The organism is Variovorax sp. Soil_C_19 (assembly GCF_057657255.1).
In genome coordinates this window covers 34,813-52,756 of record NZ_JBDGIV010000009.1, presented here as the reverse complement: position 1 = coordinate 52,756, position 17,944 = coordinate 34,813, and the positions used below count along the sequence as shown (strand labels likewise).

The 17,944-nt window shown below is 69.0% G+C and carries 18 protein-coding genes; 11 read left to right on the top strand and 7 right to left on the bottom strand.

The window, feature by feature from the left end:
* Positions 1–20 precede the first annotated feature (20 nt).
* The gene (locus AC3A6R_RS18025; protein WP_487865102.1) at positions 21–740 is read left to right on the top strand and encodes a TetR/AcrR family transcriptional regulator; all 720 of its coding nucleotides are present in this window, start codon (positions 21–23) and stop codon (positions 738–740) included.
* Between the two features lie 34 nt (positions 741–774).
* Here the strand turns inward: AC3A6R_RS18025 and purH are convergent, their stop codons facing one another.
* Genes purH through dusB form a run of 3 tightly spaced genes read right to left on the bottom strand, consistent with a single transcriptional unit; the run spans position 775 to position 3,711 of the window.
* Positions 775–2,382 (bottom strand): bifunctional phosphoribosylaminoimidazolecarboxamide formyltransferase/IMP cyclohydrolase, encoded by a 1,608-nt coding sequence (gene purH, locus AC3A6R_RS18020; RefSeq protein ID WP_487865101.1) that lies wholly within the window; start codon positions 2,380–2,382, stop codon positions 775–777.
* A gap of 14 nt (positions 2,383–2,396) precedes the next feature.
* Positions 2,397–2,633, bottom strand: coding sequence for a Fis family transcriptional regulator (locus AC3A6R_RS18015; protein ID WP_007838304.1), 237 nt, complete (start codon positions 2,631–2,633; stop codon positions 2,397–2,399).
* Positions 2,634–2,652: 19 nt separating this feature from the next.
* On the bottom strand, positions 2,653–3,711 hold the full coding sequence (gene dusB, locus AC3A6R_RS18010; protein ID WP_487865100.1) for a tRNA dihydrouridine synthase DusB: 1,059 nt from the start codon (positions 3,709–3,711) through the stop codon (positions 2,653–2,655).
* A 185-nt stretch (positions 3,712–3,896) separates the two neighbouring features.
* On the opposite strand from dusB, the gene AC3A6R_RS18005 reads away from it, so the two are divergent.
* Positions 3,897–4,367: a YqaA family protein gene (locus AC3A6R_RS18005; protein ID WP_487863165.1), complete on the top strand. Its 471-nt coding sequence runs from the start codon at positions 3,897–3,899 to the stop codon at positions 4,365–4,367.
* Positions 4,368–4,415: 48 nt separating this feature from the next.
* Here AC3A6R_RS18005 and AC3A6R_RS18000 read toward each other — a convergent pair whose 3' ends face one another.
* Positions 4,416–5,087 (bottom strand): glutathione S-transferase, encoded by a 672-nt coding sequence (locus tag AC3A6R_RS18000; RefSeq protein ID WP_487865099.1) that lies wholly within the window; start codon positions 5,085–5,087, stop codon positions 4,416–4,418.
* Positions 5,088–5,095: 8 nt separating this feature from the next.
* Entirely contained in the window at positions 5,096–6,187 is a 1,092-nt protein-coding gene (gene ychF / locus AC3A6R_RS17995) for a redox-regulated ATPase YchF (protein ID WP_487863167.1), read from the bottom strand.
* A gap of 210 nt (positions 6,188–6,397) precedes the next feature.
* Here ychF and AC3A6R_RS17990 point away from each other — a divergent pair, with 210 nt between their 5' ends.
* Genes AC3A6R_RS17990 through rbsD form a run of 6 tightly spaced genes read left to right on the top strand, consistent with a single transcriptional unit; the run spans position 6,398 to position 12,455 of the window.
* Entirely contained in the window at positions 6,398–7,357 is a 960-nt protein-coding gene (locus tag AC3A6R_RS17990) for a substrate-binding domain-containing protein (protein ID WP_487862439.1), read from the top strand.
* 40 nt (positions 7,358–7,397) lie between these two features.
* Positions 7,398–9,020, top strand: a complete 1,623-nt coding sequence (locus AC3A6R_RS17985) for a sugar ABC transporter ATP-binding protein (RefSeq protein WP_487865098.1) — start codon at positions 7,398–7,400, stop codon at positions 9,018–9,020.
* Entirely contained in the window at positions 9,017–10,015 is a 999-nt protein-coding gene (locus tag AC3A6R_RS17980) for an ABC transporter permease (protein ID WP_487865097.1), read from the top strand. The genes AC3A6R_RS17985 and AC3A6R_RS17980 overlap by 4 nt, the downstream gene beginning before the upstream one ends.
* A gap of 18 nt (positions 10,016–10,033) precedes the next feature.
* Positions 10,034–11,113: a LacI family DNA-binding transcriptional regulator gene (locus tag AC3A6R_RS17975; protein WP_487865096.1), complete on the top strand. Its 1,080-nt coding sequence runs from the start codon at positions 10,034–10,036 to the stop codon at positions 11,111–11,113.
* On the top strand, positions 11,110–12,063 hold the full coding sequence (gene rbsK / locus AC3A6R_RS17970) for a ribokinase (RefSeq protein WP_487865095.1): 954 nt from the start codon (positions 11,110–11,112) through the stop codon (positions 12,061–12,063). Before AC3A6R_RS17975 ends, rbsK begins: the two co-directional genes overlap by 4 nt.
* A complete protein-coding gene (gene rbsD / locus AC3A6R_RS17965) occupies positions 12,060–12,455 on the top strand; it encodes a D-ribose pyranase (RefSeq protein ID WP_487865094.1) in 396 nt (131 codons plus the stop codon). Before rbsK ends, rbsD begins: the two co-directional genes overlap by 4 nt.
* 36 nt (positions 12,456–12,491) lie before the next feature.
* On the opposite strand, the gene AC3A6R_RS17960 is transcribed toward rbsD, so the two are convergent.
* Positions 12,492–13,373 (bottom strand): MOSC domain-containing protein, encoded by an 882-nt coding sequence (locus AC3A6R_RS17960; protein WP_487865093.1) that lies wholly within the window; start codon positions 13,371–13,373, stop codon positions 12,492–12,494.
* Between the two features lie 83 nt (positions 13,374–13,456).
* On the opposite strand from AC3A6R_RS17960, the gene AC3A6R_RS17955 reads away from it, so the two are divergent.
* The 3 genes from AC3A6R_RS17955 to AC3A6R_RS17945 are packed head-to-tail and all read left to right on the top strand — an operon-like array spanning position 13,457 to position 17,207.
* A complete protein-coding gene (locus AC3A6R_RS17955; protein WP_487865092.1) occupies positions 13,457–14,590 on the top strand; it encodes an FAD-dependent monooxygenase in 1,134 nt (377 codons plus the stop codon).
* A 20-nt stretch (positions 14,591–14,610) separates the two neighbouring features.
* Entirely contained in the window at positions 14,611–15,336 is a 726-nt protein-coding gene (locus AC3A6R_RS17950) for a DsbC family protein (RefSeq protein ID WP_487865091.1), read from the top strand.
* Complete coding sequence (locus AC3A6R_RS17945; RefSeq protein ID WP_487865090.1) at positions 15,336–17,207, top strand: M61 family metallopeptidase; 1,872 nt, start codon at positions 15,336–15,338, stop codon at positions 17,205–17,207. The genes AC3A6R_RS17950 and AC3A6R_RS17945 overlap by 1 nt, the downstream gene beginning before the upstream one ends.
* 16 nt (positions 17,208–17,223) lie before the next feature.
* On the opposite strand, the gene AC3A6R_RS17940 is transcribed toward AC3A6R_RS17945, so the two are convergent.
* Positions 17,224–17,829, bottom strand: a complete 606-nt coding sequence (locus AC3A6R_RS17940) for a DUF2325 domain-containing protein (protein ID WP_487865089.1) — start codon at positions 17,827–17,829, stop codon at positions 17,224–17,226.
* Positions 17,830–17,944 lie beyond the last annotated feature (115 nt).

Here is a 17,944-nt window from a genome sequence, read left to right as displayed (position 1 = left end):
TGGATTCAAACTCGCCCCGCATGACTGCCCGCGTCCCACGCCCCGCTACCGCCGACACGCCACAGCCGCGCGCCGCCTACCACCACGGCAACCTGCGCGAAGCGCTGGTCCAGGCGGCGGTCGAGCTGATCGAGCGCGATGGGCTCGACAAGCTCAGCGTGCGCGAAGCGGCCAAGCGCGCGGGTGTCTCGCCGGGCGCGCCGTTCCGCCACTTCGCCACCAAGACCGCGCTGCTGACGGCGGTGGCCGAGCAGGCGACCGAGCGGCTGCGCTTGCATGTGGAGCAGGCGCTCGAGGCCGCCGCCGGCGCACCGGCGCTGGTGCGCTTCGGTGCCATCGGCCATGCCTACATCGAATGGGCGCGCAAGAATCCCACGCACTTCCGCGTGATCAGCGAACGCGCATTGATCGACTACGACAGCTCGGCCAGCCTGCGCAGCGACAACGAATCGATCCGCACGCGGATGCAGGCCTTGTTCGACGAGGCCTTCGCGCACGGCGGCAGCGCCGCCAGCGCGGACGCAGCCCATGCGCAGATCGCCGCGCGCGCACTGGTCTACGGACTGGCGCGCATGGCGGTGGACGGGCACTTTCCCGAATGGAGCCTCTCGCGCGAATCGACCGCGAAGACCATGGCCGGCACGCTCGACTTCTTCATGTCGCTGCTCGCCGCGGCCGCGCCCGCCAAGGAAGCCCCGTCCGCAAGCAAGAAAGCCGGACGGCCGCCAGCGAAACGCTAGCGACCGTCCGGCTTCGCCTTGGCGGCGGAAGGGCTCAGTGCCTGAAGTGGCGCACGCCCGAAAGCACCATCACCACGCCGCGTTCGTCGGCGGCGTCGATCACTTCCTGGTCGCGCATCGAACCGCCGGGCTGGATCACGCAGCTCGCGCCCGCATCGACCACCACGTCGAGCCCGTCGCGGAACGGGAAGAAGGCATCGCTCGCCACCGCCGTGCCCTGCAGCGAGAGGCCCGCATGCTCGGCCTTGATGCTGGCGATGCGCGCGGAATCGAGGCGGCTCATCTGGCCCGCGCCGACGCCCATGGTCATGCCGTCGGCACAGAACACAATGGCGTTGCTCTTCACGTACTTGGCGACCTTCCAGGCAAACAGCAGGTCCTGCAATTGCTCGGCCGTGGGCTGCTTCTTGCTGACCACCTTGAGGTCGCTGGCCGCGAGCTCGTGGTTGTCGGCGGTCTGGATCAGCAGGCCCGAACCGACGCGCTTGACGTCCATGAGGTTGCGGCCGTTGTCCCAGTCGGACTTGCCGCCCGGCGGCAGCGCGATCTCGAGCACGCGCACGTTCTGCTTGGCCTTGGTGGCCTGGAACACCTCGAGCGCCTCGGGCGTGTAGCCCGGCGCCATCAGCACCTCGACGAACTGCTTGTTCACGGCCTGCGCGGTCGCGAGGTCCACCGGGCGGTTGAAGGCGATGATGCCGCCGAAGGCCGAGGTCGGGTCGGTCTTGAAGGCCTTGGCATAGGCCTCGGCCGCGTCCTTGCCCACGGCCACGCCGCAGGGATTGGCGTGCTTCACGATAACGCAGGCCGGCACGTCGAAGCTCTTCACGCATTCCCACGCAGCGTCGGCATCGGCGATGTTGTTGTAGCTCAGCTCCTTGCCCTGCAGCTGCTTCGCCGACACGAGCGAACCGGGCGCGGGATGCAGGTCGCGATAGAACGCGGCCTGCTGGTGCGGGTTCTCGCCGTAGCGCAGGTCCTGCACCTTGACGAAGCGGCCGTTGCTCTGGGCCGGGAACAGCGAGCGTGTGGGCGTCGGCTGGCCGATGCTCGCGTCGAAGTCGATGGCCGAGAGGTAGTCGCTGATCGCGCCGTCGTAGTCGGCGATGCGGTTGAACGCGGCCACCGAGAACCCGAACTTCGTCTTGTCGCTGAGCTTGCCCGCCGCCCGGAGTTCGGCCAGCGCCACCGCGTACTGCGACGCGTCGGTCAGCACCCCTACGTCCTTCCAGTTCTTGGCCGCGCTGCGCACCATGGCCGGGCCGCCGATGTCGATGTTCTCGATCGCGTCCTCGAGCGTGCAGCCGGCCTTGGCCACCGTGGCTTCGAACGGATAGAGATTGACCACGAGCAGGTCGATGGTGTCGATGCCGTGCTGCTCGATCGCCGCCATGTGCGCCGGCAGGTCGCGCCGCGCGAGCAGGCCGCCGTGGATCTTGGGATGCAGCGTCTTCACGCGGCCGTCGAGCATCTCCGGAAAGCCGGTGTGGTCGGCCACCTCGGTGACCGGCAGGCCGGCATCGGCGAGGAGCTTGGCGGTGCCGCCGGTGGACAGCAGCTTGACGCCGAGCGCATGCAGCGCCTGCGCGAATTCGAGGATACCGGTCTTGTCGGAAACGGAGATGAGTGCAGTCTGGGCCATGGAATATGCCGTGGTTATTTCAAAAGTTTGTGCTCGACGAGCTTCTTGCGGAGGGTGTTGCGGTTCAGGCCCAACCATTGCGCGGCCTTCGACTGGTTGCCCTCGGCGCGCGTCATGACGACGTCGAGCAAGGGTTTCTCGACCACGCGCACGAGCATCTCGTACATGCCGTCGGGTTCGGTGCCGCGCAGATCGCGAAAGTAGCTGTCCAGACTGGTGCGCACGCAGTCCTCGATGTGTTTCTTGCTCATGGTTTTTTTCTTCTCTCTCTCAATCGGTGGCGCAGGCCGCCTCCTCTTCACCTGGCAGCTCTTCGGCCGCCTCGTATTCGGGCATGCGGTCCATGCGGTCCGCCAACCCGTCGAAATAGTCGCCCACCACGCGCAACTGCGCGGGAGCATCCTCGATGCCGTTCATCTGCGCTCGGAAGGCCTCGCCGTCGGGCAGCATGCGCACGTACCAGCCGATGTGCTTGCGCGCGCTGCGCACGCCGCTCCATTCGCCATAGAGCGCGTAGTGCGCCTCGAGGTGGTCGAGCAGCAGGCGGCGCACTTCGGCCACCAGCGGCGGCGCAAGGTGCATGCCCGTGGCCAGGAAGTGCGCGATCTCGCGAAAGATCCACGGCCGGCCCTGGGCCGCGCGGCCGATCATCACGGCGTCGGCACCGGTGGCCGCGAGCACGTCGCGCGCCTTTTCGGGTGAGCGGATGTCGCCGTTCGCCACCACGGGGATGCGCACGGCCGCCTTCACCGCGGCGATGGTGTCGTACTCGGCGTGGCCCTTGTAGCCCTGCTCGCGCGTGCGGCCATGCACCGTGAGCATCTGCACGCCGGCCGATTCGAACTCGCGCGCGAGCCTCACCGCATTGCGCTGCTCCTGGCTCCAGCCGGTGCGCATCTTCAGCGTCACCGGCACGCCGAAGGGCTGCGCCGCATCGACCACGGCCTGCACGATCTCGCGCGCGAGCGGCTCGTCGCGCATCAGCGCCGAGCCAGCCCACTTGTTGCAGACCTTCTTGGCCGGGCAGCCCATGTTGATGTCGATGATCTGCGCGCCGCGCTCGATGTTGTAGACCGCGGCCTCGGCCATCATGGCCGCGTCGGTGCCCGCGATCTGCACGGAGATGGGGCCCGGCTCGCCCTCGTGGTTGGCGCGGCGCGAGGTCTTGAGCGTATTCCAGAGATCCTTGCGCGAGGTGACCATCTCGCTGACCGCATAGCCCGCGCCGAGTTCGCGGCACAGCATGCGGAACGGCCGGTCGGTCACGCCGGCCATGGGCGCGACGAACAGGCGGTTTTCCAGCGTGTGATTGCCGATCTGCAAGGTCATGGGGGAAGAGGCGTCGCGCGTCCGGCTGCTGCTGAAAAATGAGGCACGATTGTAGCCACGCGGCATTTCGGCCGCTGAAACGATTTGCGCATGCGATGCAGGTGCAAACACCTGTTGCGCACGGCCTTTTCTCCGACCTGCCGCAGCCGGCCGCCTGCCTATACTGCGCCGACTCATTCCACTTTATGCAAGCTTGGCTCGACGCTCTCCTCGCGCTTCTCGCGCTGCCGCAATACGGACTCTCCACGCTGTTCATCGCGGCGTTCGTCTCGGCCACGCTGCTGCCCGTGGGGTCGGAGCCGGTTCTCTTCGGCCTGCTGAAGCTCAACCCCGACATGTTCTGGCCGGCCGTGCTGGTGGCCACCGCCGGCAACACGCTGGGCGGCGCCGTGGACTGGTGGCTCGGCTACGGCGCGCACAAGGTCGCCGACAAATATTCGCATTCGAAACACCATGTGCGGGTGCTGGGCTGGCTCGAGCGGCTCGGCCCCAAGGCCTGCCTGCTGAGCTGGCTGCCGATCGTCGGTGATCCGCTCTGCGCGGTGGCAGGCTGGCTCAAGCTGCCGTTCTGGCCCTGCCTCGGCTACATGGCTATCGGGAAATTCCTGCGCTACGTCTGCATGACGGTGGCGCTGCTCTACATCTTCCCGTCATGAGCAAAGAGCGCTGCGCGATGAGCGCAGCGTGAGTGAGCGCGCGCCTCGTCAGCGCAGCTTGAACGGGCCGCCGCGCGCCAACGCACGCTGGTAGGCCGGCCGCGCATGGATGCGCGCCAGATAGTCCATGAGGCGCGGGCGCTTCGCATCGAGGCCGCCACGCGCCTGCGCGGCTTCCACCGGAAAGCTCATCTGGATGTCGGCCGCGGTGAACGCGCTGCCGACAAACCATTCGCTCTTGCCGAGCTCGGCTTCCATGAAGTCGAGATGGCTCTCGATGTTCGGAAGAATGAACGCCGCCTTGGCCTTGGCCGAGATCATCTTCGCGATCGGCTTCACGAAGAACGGCATCTTGCTGCCTTCGATCCGGTCGAACACCAGCTTGAGCAGCAGCGGCGACATCGCCGTGCCTTCCGCGAAGTGCATCCAGTAGCGATAGCGCAAGGCCTCGGGCGAGCCGGGCGCGGGCACCAGCGCGCCGCCGCCGTGGCGTTCGACCAGCGTCTCGAGGATCGCGCCCGACTCGGCGAGCACCTCGCCGTCGTCGGTCGTCACCACGGGCGACTTGCCGAGCGGATGCACGGCACGCAGCGAAGCGGGCGCCAGCATGGTCTGCGGATCGCGCTGGTAGCGGACGATCTCGTAGGGAAGCGCGAGCTCTTCGAGCAGCCAGAGCACGCGCTGCGAGCGCGAGTTTTCGAGGTGGTGGACGGTGAGCATGCGAGGCTTCAGGAACTGAACAGGAAGTTCATCACGTCGCCATCCTTGACGACGTATTCCTTGCCTTCCGAGCGCATCTTCCCCGCGTCTTTCGCGCCCTGCTCGCCCTTGTAGGCGATGTAATCGTCGAAGGCGATGGTCTGGGCGCGGATGTAGCCCTTCTCGAAGTCGCCGTGGATCACGCCGGCGGCCTGCGGGCCGGTGTCGCCGATGTGGATGGTCCAGGCGCGCACTTCCTTCACGCCGGCCGTGAAGTAGGTCTGCAGGCCGAGCAGCTTGTAGGCCGCGCGGATCAGGCGGTTGAGGCCGGGCTCATCCTGGCCGATCTCGGCCAGGAACATCGTCTTGTCCTCGTCGTCCATCTCGGCGAGTTCGGCTTCGATCTTGGCGCAGATGGCAACCACCGGCGCACCCTGCTTCGCCGCGTACTCGCGCAGGCGGTCGAGGTACGGGTTGTTCTCGAAGCCGTCTTCCGCCACGTTGCCCACGAACATGGCGGGCTTGGCGGTGATCAGCGTGAAGCTCTTCACCAGCGGCATTTCTTCCTTGGTGAATTCGAGCGCGCGCACCGGCGTGTTCTCGTTCAGCGCGGCCTGGCAGCGTTCGAGCAGGCCGACGAGCTTCTGCGCATCCTTGTCGCCCGAGCGTGCGACCTTGGTGTGGCGGTGCAGCGCCTTCTCGACCGTGGCCAGGTCGGCCAGGCACAGCTCGGTCTGGATCACTTCGATGTCGGAGATCGGATCGACCTTGCCGGCCACGTGGATCACGTTCTCGTCGTCGAAGCAGCGCACCACGTTCACCGTGGCGTCGGTCTCGCGGATGTGGGCGAGAAACTTGTTGCCCAGGCCCTCGCCGGTGCTGGCGCCGGCCACGAGGCCGGCGATGTCGACGAACTCTACGATGGCGGGCACCACGCGTTCGGGCTTGACGATCTCGCTGAGCTGCGCGAGCCGCGGATCGGGCACTTCCACCACGCCCACGTTCGGCTCGATGGTGCAGAACGGATAGTTCTCCGCCGCGATGCCAGCCTTGGTCAGCGCATTGAAAAGGGTGGATTTACCGACGTTGGGCAGGCCGACGATGCCGCATTGCAAACTCATGGGGGGTCCTCTTGGGTAACCGCGGATTTTAAGTCGGCCCGGCGCGCCCTCCGGTCGACACGCCTTTGCGTCGCTCCCAGCGGTCGCTCCCCTCAGGGTTAAACCCGATCAAAAACCAAATAGCAAACGTTTGCGCAAACGTTTTCCTTCGGTAATATCGGCACCCCCGGCACAGACCGGCGCCCGATCATCCCTCCCTGGAGACACACCATGAAGTTCACCCGCCGCACCCTGCAAAGCGCCGCCGCCCTGGCCCTCCTGGGCAGCCTCTGCGCGCCCGCCGCCTTCGCGCAGGAGAAACCCAAGGTCGCGCTGGTCATGAAGTCGCTCGCCAACGAGTTCTTCCGCACCATGGAAGACGGCGCCAAGGCGCACCAGAAGGCCAATGCGGCGCAGTACACGCTGGTGGCCAACGGCATCAAGGATGAGACCGACACGGCCGCCCAGATCAAGATGGTCGAGCAGATGATGGCGCAGAAGATCAATGCGCTGGTCATCGCCCCGGCCGACTCCAAGGCCCTGGTACCGGTGATCAAGACCGCCATCGACCGCGGCATTCTCGTGGTCAACATCGACAACCAGCTCGATGCCGCGGCGCTGAAGGAAAAGGGTATCCAGGTGCCCTTCGTCGGCCCCGACAACCGCGCAGGCGCCAAGCTGGTGGGCGACGAGCTCGCGAAGAGCCTGAAGGCCGGCGACAAGGTCGGCATCATCGAAGGCGTATCGACCACCTTCAATGCGCAGCAGCGCACCCTCGGCTACCAGGATGCGATGAAGGCAGCCGGCGCCACCGTGGTGGGCGTGCAGTCGGGCCAGTGGGAAATCGACAAGGGCAACACCGTCGCGGCCGGCATGATGCGCGAGCATCCCGACCTGAAGGCACTGCTCGCCGGCAACGACAGCATGGCGCTGGGCGCGGTCGCCGCGGTCAAGGCCGCCGGCAAGACCGGCAAGGTGCTGGTGGTGGGCTACGACAACATCGGCGCCATCAAGCCGATGCTGGCGGACGGCCGGGTGCTCGCCACGGCCGACCAGTTCGCCGCGAAGCAGGCGGTGTTCGGCATCGAGACCGCGCTCAAGGCGCTGGCCGACAAGAAGAAGCAGTCCGAGATGCCCGCGGCGGTGAAGACCGACGTGGTGCTGGTGACGAAATCGTCGCCGGCCAAGTAAAGCGCAGCACCGCCCCGCAGCACCGCCGCGAAAGCCGATCGTGAACGCATCCGCCGCCGCCATCGAGGCCGTGCCCGTGCTGTCCGCCAGCGGGCTCGGCAAGGACTACGCGGCGCCGGTGCTCGACGGCGTTTCGCTCGACCTGAATGCGGGCGAGGTGCTGGCGCTCACCGGCGAGAACGGCGCCGGCAAGAGCACGCTGTCGAAGATCGTCTGCGGGCTGGTGCAGCCCACGCGCGGGCGCATGCTGCTCGATGGCGCGGCCTTCGCCCCGGCCTCGCGCCGCGATGCCGAGCGCCTGGGCGTGCGCATGGTCATGCAGGAGCTCGGCCTGGTCACCACGCTGTCGGTGGCCGAGAACCTGCTGCTCGACCGGCTGCCGCACACGACCGGCTGGATCCGCCGCGGCCAGCTGCACGAACTGGCCGCGCGCCAGCTCGCCAAGATCGGCATGCAGAACATCGACCCGGCCATGCCGGTCGCGCGGCTCGGCATCGGCCAGCAGCAGATGGTGGAGATCGCGCGCAACCTGCAGGACGACACGCGCGTGCTGGTGCTCGACGAGCCCACCGCCATGCTCACGCCGCGCGAGACCGCGCACCTGTTCGAGCAGATCGCGCTGCTCAAGGCACGTGGCGTGGCGATCGTCTATGTCTCGCACCGGCTCGAGGAACTGCAGCGCATTGCAGACCGGGTGGCGGTGCTGCGCGACGGCCGCCTGGTGGACGTGCGGCCGATGGCCGGCGTGCGGGAATCCGAGCTGGTGCAGCGCATGGTCGGCCGCGCGGTGCACGAGCACGAGGGCCGCCCGCGCCGCGTGGCCGGGCCGGTGCTGCTGAGCGCGCGCGGCCTGGGCCGGGCCGAGGCGGTGCGCGACGTCGACATCGCGCTGCATGCCGGCGAGGTCATGGGCCTCGCGGGCCTGGTCGGCTCGGGCCGCACCGAGCTCGTGCGGCTGCTGTTCGGCGCCGACCGCGCGGACCGCGGCGAGATCGTTCTGCACGACGCCGGGGGCCAGCCGGTGCGCCGCGTCGCCAGAGGCTGGCGCTCGCCGATGCAGGCGATCCGCGCCGGCATCGGCCTCGTCACCGAAGACCGCAAGTCGCAAGGCCTGCTGCTCGCGCAGTCGATCCGCGTCAATGCCACGCTGAGCGATCTGGGTGCGGTCTCGCGCGCCGGCTGGCTGCAGCGCGCGCGCGAACGCGGCATCGCGCGGCGCCTGGCCGATCTGCTTCGCATCCGCTCGCGCAGCATCGAGCAGCCGGTGGCCACGCTGAGCGGCGGCAACCAGCAGAAGGTGGTGTTCGCGCGCTGGCTGCACCGCGAATGCAAGGTGCTGCTGCTCGACGAGCCCACGCGCGGCGTGGACGTGGGCGCGCGCGCCGACCTTTACGCGGAACTCGACCGCATGACCGACGCCGGCCGCGCGCTGCTGATGGTGTCGAGCGACCTGCGCGAACTGATGGCCATGTGCGACCGCATCGGTGTGATGAGCGCCGGGCGGCTCGTGGCGGTGTTCGAGCGCGGCGCTTGGAGCGAACAGTCGCTGCTCGCGGCCGCGTTCAGCGACGCGGCGGGCCGCCCCGCCGCCCCGAACGACCCCGACGACGCCGCCCCTTCCGAATCGACCCCCGGCCGAACGGCCCCTGCCGAGACACCATGAACGCAGCCGCCCCACCCTCTGCCGCCCCAGCCGCTTCCGCACCGTCCGCATGGCGGGGCCAGCTCGGCACCTACCTCGGCCTGACCGTCGTGCTCGTCGGCATGATTGCCCTCTTCGGCACGCTCAGCGAATACTTCCTCACGCGCGAGACCTTCGTCTCGATCGCCAACGAGATTCCCGCGCTCGCGGTCATGGCGGTCGGCATGACCTTCGTGCTGATCATCGCGGGCATCGATCTCTCCGTGGGCTCGGTGCTGGCGCTCAGCGCGGCGGTCACGGCCGCGGCGATCCTCGAATGGAAGCTCTCGGTGCCGCTCGCCGCGGCGCTGGGCCTCGCGACCGGGCTGGTCTGCGGCACCATCACCGGCGCGGTGTCGGTGGCCTGGCGGCTGCCGAGCTTCATCGTCTCGCTCGGCATGCTCGAGGCGGTGCGCGGCGGCGCCTACCTCGTGACCGACTCGCGCACACAGTACGTGGGCGACGCCGTCTCCGGCCTCGCCACGCCGTGGATCGGCGGCATCTCGGCGGCCTTCGTCATCGCGGTGGTGCTGGTGGTCGTGGGCCAGCTGGTGCTCACGCGCACCGTCTTCGGCCGCCACGTGGTGGGCATCGGCACCAACGAAGAGGCGATGCGGCTCGCGGGCATCGATCCGCGGCCGATCAGGATCATCGTGTTCGCCGCCACCGGCCTGCTGGCCGGCCTTGCCGGGCTCATGCAGTCGGCCCGGCTCGAGGCCGCCGACCCGAATGCCGGCGTCGGCATCGAGCTGCAGGTGATCGCGGCCGTTGTCATCGGCGGCACAAGCCTCATGGGCGGGCGCGGCTCGGTGGTCAACACCTTCTTCGGCGTGCTCATCATCGCGGTGCTCGAGGCCGGGTTGGCGCAGGTCGGCGCGAGCGAGCCGAGCAAGCGCATCATCACGGGTGCGGTGATCGTGGTCGCGGTGATCATCGACACCCTGCGCCAGCGCCGTGCCGAACGGCGCCTGGCCTGAAGGAAGGACGAAGCATCCATGGCCACCATCAAGGACGTCGCGCTGCGTGCGGGGGTGTCGGTCACCACCGTGTCGCACGTGGTCAACGACACGCGCCATGTGAGCGCCAAGGGCCGCGAGCGCGTGGAGCAGGCGATCCGCGAGCTGGGCTACGTGCCCAACGCGATGGCGCGCAGCCTCAAGAGCAACACCACGTCGACGCTCGGCATGCTGATTCCGAACAGCTCGAACCCGTACTTCGCCGAGATCGTGCGGATTGTCGAAGACCGCTGCTTCGGCGCCGGCTACACGCTGGTGCTGTGCAACACCGACGACGAGCCGCGCCGGCAGAGCGTATACCTGCAGGTGCTGGCCGAGCGCCGCATCGACGGGCTGATCGTGGTGTCCACCGGCGCCGGCGACGACGACTCGCTGGTCACGCAGCTGCACGGGCTGCGCATCCCGACGGTGCTGGTCGACCGCGAGATCGCCGACCCCGACTGCGACCTCGTGGAGACGGCCCACATGCAGGGCGGCCTGCTCGCGGTGCGGCACCTGCTGTCGCTCGGCCACCGGCGCATTGCCTGCATCGGCGGTCCGGTCGGCGTGATGCCGAGCGAGCAGCGCATCGAGGGCTGGCGCATGGCGCTGGCCGAAACCGGCGCCGCGCCGAATGCCGACGCGCTGCTCTGGCGCGGCGGGTTCACCAGCCAGGGCGGCTACGAGGCCATGCACGCGATCCTGCGCACCGAAGAGGCGCCTTCGGCCGTGTTCGTCTGCAACGACCTGATGGCCATCGGCGCACTGCGCGCCGCGCACGAGAGCGGCGTGCACGTGCCCGACGATCTCTCGATCGTCGGCTTCGACGACATCGAACTCTCGGCCTACACCAGCCCGCCGCTCACCACGGTGGCGCAGCCGAAGGAACGCATCGGTGCGCTGGCGGTCGACATGCTGCTCGAGCGCGTTGGCGGCAAGCGGCGCGACCCGCGCAAGGTGGTGCTGCAACCCGAACTGCGCGTGCGCGCATCGACCGCACGACATTCGAGCTCGCGCCAGGCCGCCACCCCCACGTCCGAGGCACCTGCCGCGGAGCAAAGAAAGTCCCGCACCCCGTGAGTCCGAACCCGTCTTCATTGCCCCGCATCGTGGTGCTCGGCAGCCTCAACATGGACATCGTGCTGCGCGTGCCGCAGGCGCCCGCCGCCGGCGAGACCTTGCTCGGCCGTTCGATCGACCACATTCCGGGCGGCAAGGGTGCGAACCAGGCCGTGAGCTGTGCGCGCCAAGGCGCCCGCGTCGCGATGGTCGGTTGCGTCGGCGACGATGCCCATGGCCGCGCACTGCGCGACGCGCTTGCGCGCGACGGCATCGACACCGCCGCGCTGCGCACCGCCGCCGGCGGCGAGCCCACCGGCACCGCGCTGATCCTGGTGGAAGACAGCGGCCAGAACCGCATCGTGATGGTGCCGGGCGCCAATGCGCAGGTGGCGCTCGACGAGCCCGCGCTGCGCGCGCAGCTTGCGGATGCGGCCTTTCTTGTTGCGCAGTTCGAGGTACCGATGGACCAGGTGGCGCGCGCCGTCGCGGTGGCCCACGATGCCGGCTGCAAGGTGCTGCTCAATCCGTCGCCGGTGCAACCCATCGCCGACGCGATGTGGCCGCGCATCGACACGCTGGTGGTCAACGAGATCGAGGCCGAGGCGCTGTGCGGGCTGCCGGCCGACAGCCCGCGGCAGGCGGCGCTCGCGGGCCAGGTGCTGCGCGCCAGGGGCATCGCACGCGTGGTCGTCACGCTCGGCGCGCGCGGCGCAGTGGCGGTGGACGCCGACGGCGCCCGCCACCATCCCGCGCCGAAGGTGCAGCCGGTCGACACCACCGCCGCAGGCGACACCTTTCTCGGCGCGCTGGCGGTGGCGCTCGGCGAAGGGCAATCCTTCGACACCGCGGTGCGCCTGGGCATCCGCGCCGCCGCGCTGTGCATCCAGCAGCCCGGCGCGCAACCTTCGATCCCGCAGCGCGACGCCGTGCTGCAAAGCCCCCTGCCACCCGACTGGACCGCGCTGTGAAACGCTCTGCCCTGCTGCATGCCGAACTCTCCCACGTGATCGCCGCACTCGGCCACGGCGACATGCTCGTGATCGGCGACGCCGGCCTGCCGATCCCCGACGGTCCGCGCCGCATCGACCTGGCCGTGGCGCGCGGCGTGCCGCTGCTCGCCGACGTGCTCCGGGCGGTGCTGTCGGAAATGCAGGTCGAGGCCGTCGTGATCGCCGACGAGGCGCTGAAGGACGGCAGCCGTGCCTTGCCCGACTGGTATCCCCCGTCGCTCGGCATCGCGCCGCAGACGGTGTCGCACGAGGAATTCAAGCGCCGCAGCGCCCAGGCGCGCGCCATCGTGCGCACTGGCGAATGCACGCCCTACGCCAACATCATGCTGGTGGCCGGCGTCGCGTTCTGACGTTCTGAATGCAGCAACGCCGCCGGCGCGGCGGTTCTATTCGAAGCGGTAGTTCGCACCCATGGCCTGCCCCACCCGGAGCATCTGCTCCACGCCCGACACCACGATGCAGTTCATGCCGAAGGTGATGCGCCCGTCGACCCGCGCATCGGCGCGGTAGGTGCGCAGCATGTCGCCGACCTCGGGGCTGCTGAGGCCGGTTGCCGGGTCGATGTCGGGGATCGGGCAGCGCGTGCACGGCTTGACCGGCTTCAGTTCGGCTTCGCCTTCGGCGGTGGCGATGTGCAGCGCATCAACGCGGTCCTCGTCGTGCGCCTCGATGCCGGCGAGCACGATGTTCGGGCGAAAGCGCTCGATGCCGACGGCATCGTGGCCCGCCGCGGCCAGCCGCTCGTTGAGTTCGGCGAGCGAGCCTTCGCTGGCCACCAGCAGCGGATAGCCATCGGCGAACTGGTTCGTGGCCTCGGCACCGCCGGTCCACTCGAGGTTCGACAGCCGCTTGTGCTCGGGATCGAAGCGCACCAGCCGCAGCGCCTGCGGCTTGCCCGGCTCGGAAAGGAAGTCGCTGAACCACTGCGCCGCGATGTCGCCCATGTCGTAGGCGGCAACCTCGTCGTTCCAGACCCGCACGCGCACCGGCTTCTCGACCCGGTCGAACGCCAGGTGCAGCGCCAGCATGCCCGGGGCGCGGAGCACCGCCTCGGTGTGCTTCATCTGCGGCCGGATCAGCGCCATGCGCGGGAGTTGCCGCTGCGTGACGAATTCGCCTTCGGCATCGACCACCATCCATGCCCGGTCGAACTCGAGCCCCGTCTCGGTCAGCAGCGCCTCGGGGAGCTCGACCCCCGCGCACGATTTGACGGGATAGACGAACAGGCGCGAGATGGTGGCTTGAAGGTCGAAGTCGGGCTGTGGCACGTGGGGTTCCTTGAAATTCGCGGCGATTGTCCCGCATCGGGCCGCGCCCCGGCCGGCACCGGGCATGTTCTTACAATGGCCGGATGGCCCTTCCCCCTGAAGTTTGCATACGCGGCGCCGGCATTGTCGGCCGGACGCTGGCCCTGCTGCTCGCGCGCGAACGCGTGCGGGTCGCGCTGGTGGTTCCGGCAGCGGCGGCGGGCAAGCCGGACATCCGGGCCTATGCGCTCAACACGGCGTCGAAGACGCTGCTCGAATCGCTGCGCGCCTGGCCCGATGCCGCCCATGCCACGCCGGTGCGCGAGATGCGCGTGAACGGCGACGAAGGCGGCCGCGTGCAGTTCAGCGCGGCGCGGCAGAAGGTCGACGCGCTGGCCTGGATCGTCGATGTGCCCGCGCTCGAGCAACAGCTTGCCGATGCAGTGCGCTTTCAGCCACAGGTCGAGGTGGTGGCCGAACCCGTTCCCGCGCCGCTCACCGTGGTGTGCGAAGGCAAGGCCAGCGCCACGCGCGAAGCGCTGGGCGTGAGCTACGAGGTCACGCGCTATCCCCAGCACGCGATCGCGGCGCGGCTCGAGTCGGCGCAGCCGCACGACGGCACGGCGCGCCAGTGGTTCAACGACAAGGGCGAAGTACTCGCGCTGCTGCCCATGGGCGGTGCAGAGGGGCGCTCGCTCGCGCTGGTGTGGTCGGTCGACCAGTTCCGCGCGCCCGACCTGCTCGCGCTCGGCCCGGACGAATTCAACACCGCCGTGACCGAAGCCAGCCATGGAGCCCTCGGTGCGTTGCAGCTCACGAGCGAGCGCAGCGCCTGGCCGCTCGCCCGCGCGATGGCCGACCGCTGGACCGGCACCATGCCGGCGGCGCAGGGCGCGCCGCAGTCGTGGGCGCTGGCCGGCGATGCCGCGCACACGGTGCATCCACTCGCGGGCCAGGGCCTCAATCTCGGCCTGGCCGATGCAACGATGCTGGCCGACCTGATCACGCACCGCGACTACTGGCGCAGCGTGGGCGACCCCCGCCTGCTGCGCCGCTACGAGCGCGCGCGCCGCGCCGGCGTGCTGCAGATGAGCCTCGCCACCGACGGCCTGCAGCAGCTTTTTTCGCACAGCGCCGATCCGCTGCCCGCGCTGCGCAACTGGGGCATGCGCGGCTTCGACCGCACGCGCCTTCTCAAGCAATGGATCGCCAACCAGGCGATGGGCTTGAAGGCATGAATCCATCCAAGAGAGTCCCAATGAAGACATTCGCACGCCACGTACTTCTCGCTGCCTGCCTGCTCGCATCGGCCGCCACGGCCCTGGCCGGCGAGGCCGAGATCCGCAAGAACCTGCCCGCGCGGATCCCGCAGTTCCCGACGATCGACGAAGTCACCAAGTCGCCGATGCCCGGCCTCTACGAAGTGCGCGTGAACGGCTTCCAGATCTACTACACCGACGAAATGGGCAACTTCCTGCTGCAGGGCAACCTGATCGACGTGAACGCGCGCAGGAACCTGACCGAGGAACGCGTCGAGAAGCTCAGCCAGGTGTCGTTCGACAAGCTGCCCGTGAAGGACGCGATCAAGATCGTGCGCGGCAACGGCAAGCGCAAGCTCGCGGTGTTCGAAGACCCGAACTGCGGTTATTGCAAGCGCTTCGAGAAGGACATGAAGTCGGTCGACAACATCACGATGTACCTGTTCCTGTACCCGGTGCTCGGTGCCGACTCGGCCACCAAGTCGCGCGACATCTGGTGCAGCAAGGACAAGGGCAAGGCCTGGAGCGACTGGATGGAAGCCAACGTCAAGCCCACCGCTGCAGCCGCCGGCTGCGACGTGGCCGCCCTGCAGCGCAACGTGGAGTTCGGCCGCAGATACAACATCACCGGCACGCCCACGCTGATCTTCGCCGACGGCACCCGCACGCCGGGCGCCATTCCGGCGGAGCAGGTCGAGAAGCAACTCGCCGCGTCCACCAACTGATGGCCGCGACGACCCCATCCCGGCGCGCCGGCAAGGCGGTGCCGGAGGCGGCGGTGCACTACCGCATCGAATGCGCCGACCTGCATGCGCATCTCTACGCCGTCACGCTGACCATCGCCGCGCCTGCAGCACAGCAACGCGTGTCGCTGCCGGTGTGGATTCCGGGCAGCTACCTGGTGCGCGAGTTCGCCAAGAACCTGCAGGGCCTGCGGGCCACGCAGGGGCGCCGCAAGCCCGCGCTCGTGCAGCTCGACAAATGCAGCTGGCAGATCGACTGCGCGCCGGGCCAGCCGCTGGTGCTGCACTACCAGGTGTGCGCCTACGACAACTCGGTGCGCACCGCGTGGCTCGATGCCGCGCGCGGCTTCTTCAACGGCACCAGCCTGTGCCTGCGCGTCGAGGGCCACACCGAGGCGCCGCATGCGCTCGAGGTCGTCGCACCCGCGCTGCCCACGCCCGACGCCGCGCGCTGGTCGTGCGCCACGGCGCTGCGGCCCGCCAAGATCGACAGGCAGGGCTTCGGCCGCTACCTGGCCGCCGACTACGACGAGCTGGCCGACAGCCCGGTCGAGATGGGCGCCTTCTGGAGCGCCGAGTTCGAGGCCTGCGGCGTGCCGCACCGCTTCGTGGTCGCGGGCGCCGCGGCCTCGTTCGACGGCGAGCGGCTGATGGCCGACACCCAGGCCATCTGCGAGGCCGAACTGCGCTTCTGGCACGGCGACAAGGCCGGAAAGACCGGCAAGAGGGGCGGCGGCCCGGCGCTGCCGATCGACCGCTATGTCTTCATGCTCAACGCCGTGGACGACGGCTACGGCGGGCTCGAACACCGGCATTCCACCGCGCTGATCTGCAACCGGCGCGACCTGCCGCAGCGCGGCGTGAAGAAGCAGCCCGAGGGCTACACCACGCTGATGGGCCTCATCAGCCATGAGTACTTCCATACCTGGAACGTCAAGCGCATGCGCCCGGCCGAGTTCGCGCGCTACGACTACGGCCGCGAGAACTACACGCAACTGCTGTGGTTCTTCGAAGGCTTCACGAGCTACTACGACGACCTGCTGCTGCGCCGGGCCGGGCGCATCGACAACGCCGGCTACCTGCGCCTGCTCAACAAGACCATCAACCAGGTGCTGCAGACCCCGGGCCGCCGCGTGCAGCCGGTGGCCGACGCGAGCTTCGACGCCTGGGTCAAGTACTACCGGCAGGACGAGCAGACGCCCAACAGCACGGTCAGCTACTACACCAAGGGCGCGCTGGTCGCGCTGTGCTTCGACCTCACGCTGCGCCGCGAAGGCAAGGGCACGCTCGACGAAGTGATGCGCCACCTCTGGAAGCACAGCGGCGGCGGGCCGATCGACGAAGCCGGCATTGCCGCCGCACTCGAGGCCGTGGGCGGCCGCTCGTATGCCGCGGAGTTGGCGCAATGGGTGCATTCGACCGACGAACTTCCGCTGGCCGCGCTGCTGCGCGCGCACGGCGTGGCCGCGCTCGAAGATCCCTCGCAGCAAGCCCAGGCGCTGGGCCTGCGCGTGGCCGAAAGCAACGGCAGCGTGCAGGTCAAGGTGGTGCTGCGCGGCGGCGCGGCCGAGAAGGCCGGCTTCTCCGCCAATGACGAATGGATCGGCATCGAGCTGCCCGCCACCGGCCGCAAGGGCCAACAACAGCGCGCCGGCCCGGCCTGGCGCATCGCCAAGCTCGACGATCTGGCGCTCTACCTCGGCGATGCCACGCGCTGCACCGCCATCGTCGCGCGCGATCGCAAGCTGCTCAGGTTGCCGCTCGTGCTGCCGGTCGGTGCCACCACCTGGCGGCTGTTCGCGCACGATCCGGCCAAGGTGTCGGCCTGGCTCGCGCCCAGCGAAGGCGGCTGAGCCGCACGCATCAGCATCAGCGCAGGCCGTGTGCCTGTTCTTCGGCAGCGGGGGCGTTGGCCGGCTGCTGGCGCATGAACTGCACCGGCTGCGCATCGCCCACGAGCACGCAGGGCTTGCCGGTGCGACGGCAGTGGTCCTGCACGCGCCAGTAGGCGCCGTGGCTCACGCAACCGGTCTGGCAGATCACGAGATCGGCTGCGCGCAACCCCGCTTCGAGCGCATGCGCATCGGCATCGTCGCCGCCGTGGTGCAGGTAGCGCCCGCCGGCGATCTCGACCAGTTGGCGCGCGAGCGAAGGCGCTTCGGCCTCTTCCGTGCGGCCGACGCACAGCACGGCTTTCTCGCGCAGGTCCGCAGATGGCAGCGGCAACGGCGCGCGCCGGCGCACCGGCGCCAGCAGGCCATGCAGCCGCTTCGGCAATGCACCGCCCGCGGCCGCGCGCGCCGCAAGTTCCTCGCGCACGAGTGCGATGGCCGAATCGCGCGCCACCAGCGTGCCGCGCAGCCGCACGACCTGCGCCTCGAGCCGCTCGATCCGGGCGCCCTGCTCCGCCATCAGGCGAGAGCAGCGCTCCTGGGCACGGGCATAGGCACGCAGCAGCACGGCATGTTCTTGCATGGGGGACTCCATGGCGGGCATTCTAGATGAGAATAATTCTCAAATGAAGCCTTGCCGCAGCCACGGCCGCACAGCGATGCTGGGTATAGTGAAGCGCGTTTTCTTCCCCTTTTCC

What these genes read in the sequence shown, in the direction of transcription:
- AC3A6R_RS18025 (WP_487865102.1), top strand. Translation starts at nt 21, where the DNA reads ATGACTGCCCGCGTCCCACGCCCCGCTACCGCCGACACGCCACAGCCG.
- purH (WP_487865101.1), bottom strand. Translation starts at nt 2,382, where the DNA reads ATGGCCCAGACTGCACTCATCTCCGTTTCCGACAAGACCGGTATCCTC.
- AC3A6R_RS18015 (WP_007838304.1), bottom strand. Translation starts at nt 2,633, where the DNA reads ATGAGCAAGAAACACATCGAGGACTGCGTGCGCACCAGTCTGGACAGC.
- dusB (WP_487865100.1), bottom strand. Translation starts at nt 3,711, where the DNA reads ATGACCTTGCAGATCGGCAATCACACGCTGGAAAACCGCCTGTTCGTC.
- AC3A6R_RS18005 (WP_487863165.1), top strand. Translation starts at nt 3,897, where the DNA reads ATGCAAGCTTGGCTCGACGCTCTCCTCGCGCTTCTCGCGCTGCCGCAA.
- AC3A6R_RS18000 (WP_487865099.1), bottom strand. Translation starts at nt 5,087, where the DNA reads ATGCTCACCGTCCACCACCTCGAAAACTCGCGCTCGCAGCGCGTGCTC.
- ychF (WP_487863167.1), bottom strand. Translation starts at nt 6,187, where the DNA reads ATGAGTTTGCAATGCGGCATCGTCGGCCTGCCCAACGTCGGTAAATCC.
- AC3A6R_RS17990 (WP_487862439.1), top strand. Translation starts at nt 6,398, where the DNA reads ATGAAGTTCACCCGCCGCACCCTGCAAAGCGCCGCCGCCCTGGCCCTC.
- AC3A6R_RS17980 (WP_487865097.1), top strand. Translation starts at nt 9,017, where the DNA reads ATGAACGCAGCCGCCCCACCCTCTGCCGCCCCAGCCGCTTCCGCACCG.
- AC3A6R_RS17975 (WP_487865096.1), top strand. Translation starts at nt 10,034, where the DNA reads ATGGCCACCATCAAGGACGTCGCGCTGCGTGCGGGGGTGTCGGTCACC.
- AC3A6R_RS17955 (WP_487865092.1), top strand. Translation starts at nt 13,457, where the DNA reads ATGGCCCTTCCCCCTGAAGTTTGCATACGCGGCGCCGGCATTGTCGGC.
- AC3A6R_RS17950 (WP_487865091.1), top strand. Translation starts at nt 14,611, where the DNA reads ATGAAGACATTCGCACGCCACGTACTTCTCGCTGCCTGCCTGCTCGCA.
- AC3A6R_RS17945 (WP_487865090.1), top strand. Translation starts at nt 15,336, where the DNA reads ATGGCCGCGACGACCCCATCCCGGCGCGCCGGCAAGGCGGTGCCGGAG.
- AC3A6R_RS17940 (WP_487865089.1), bottom strand. Translation starts at nt 17,829, where the DNA reads ATGCAAGAACATGCCGTGCTGCTGCGTGCCTATGCCCGTGCCCAGGAG.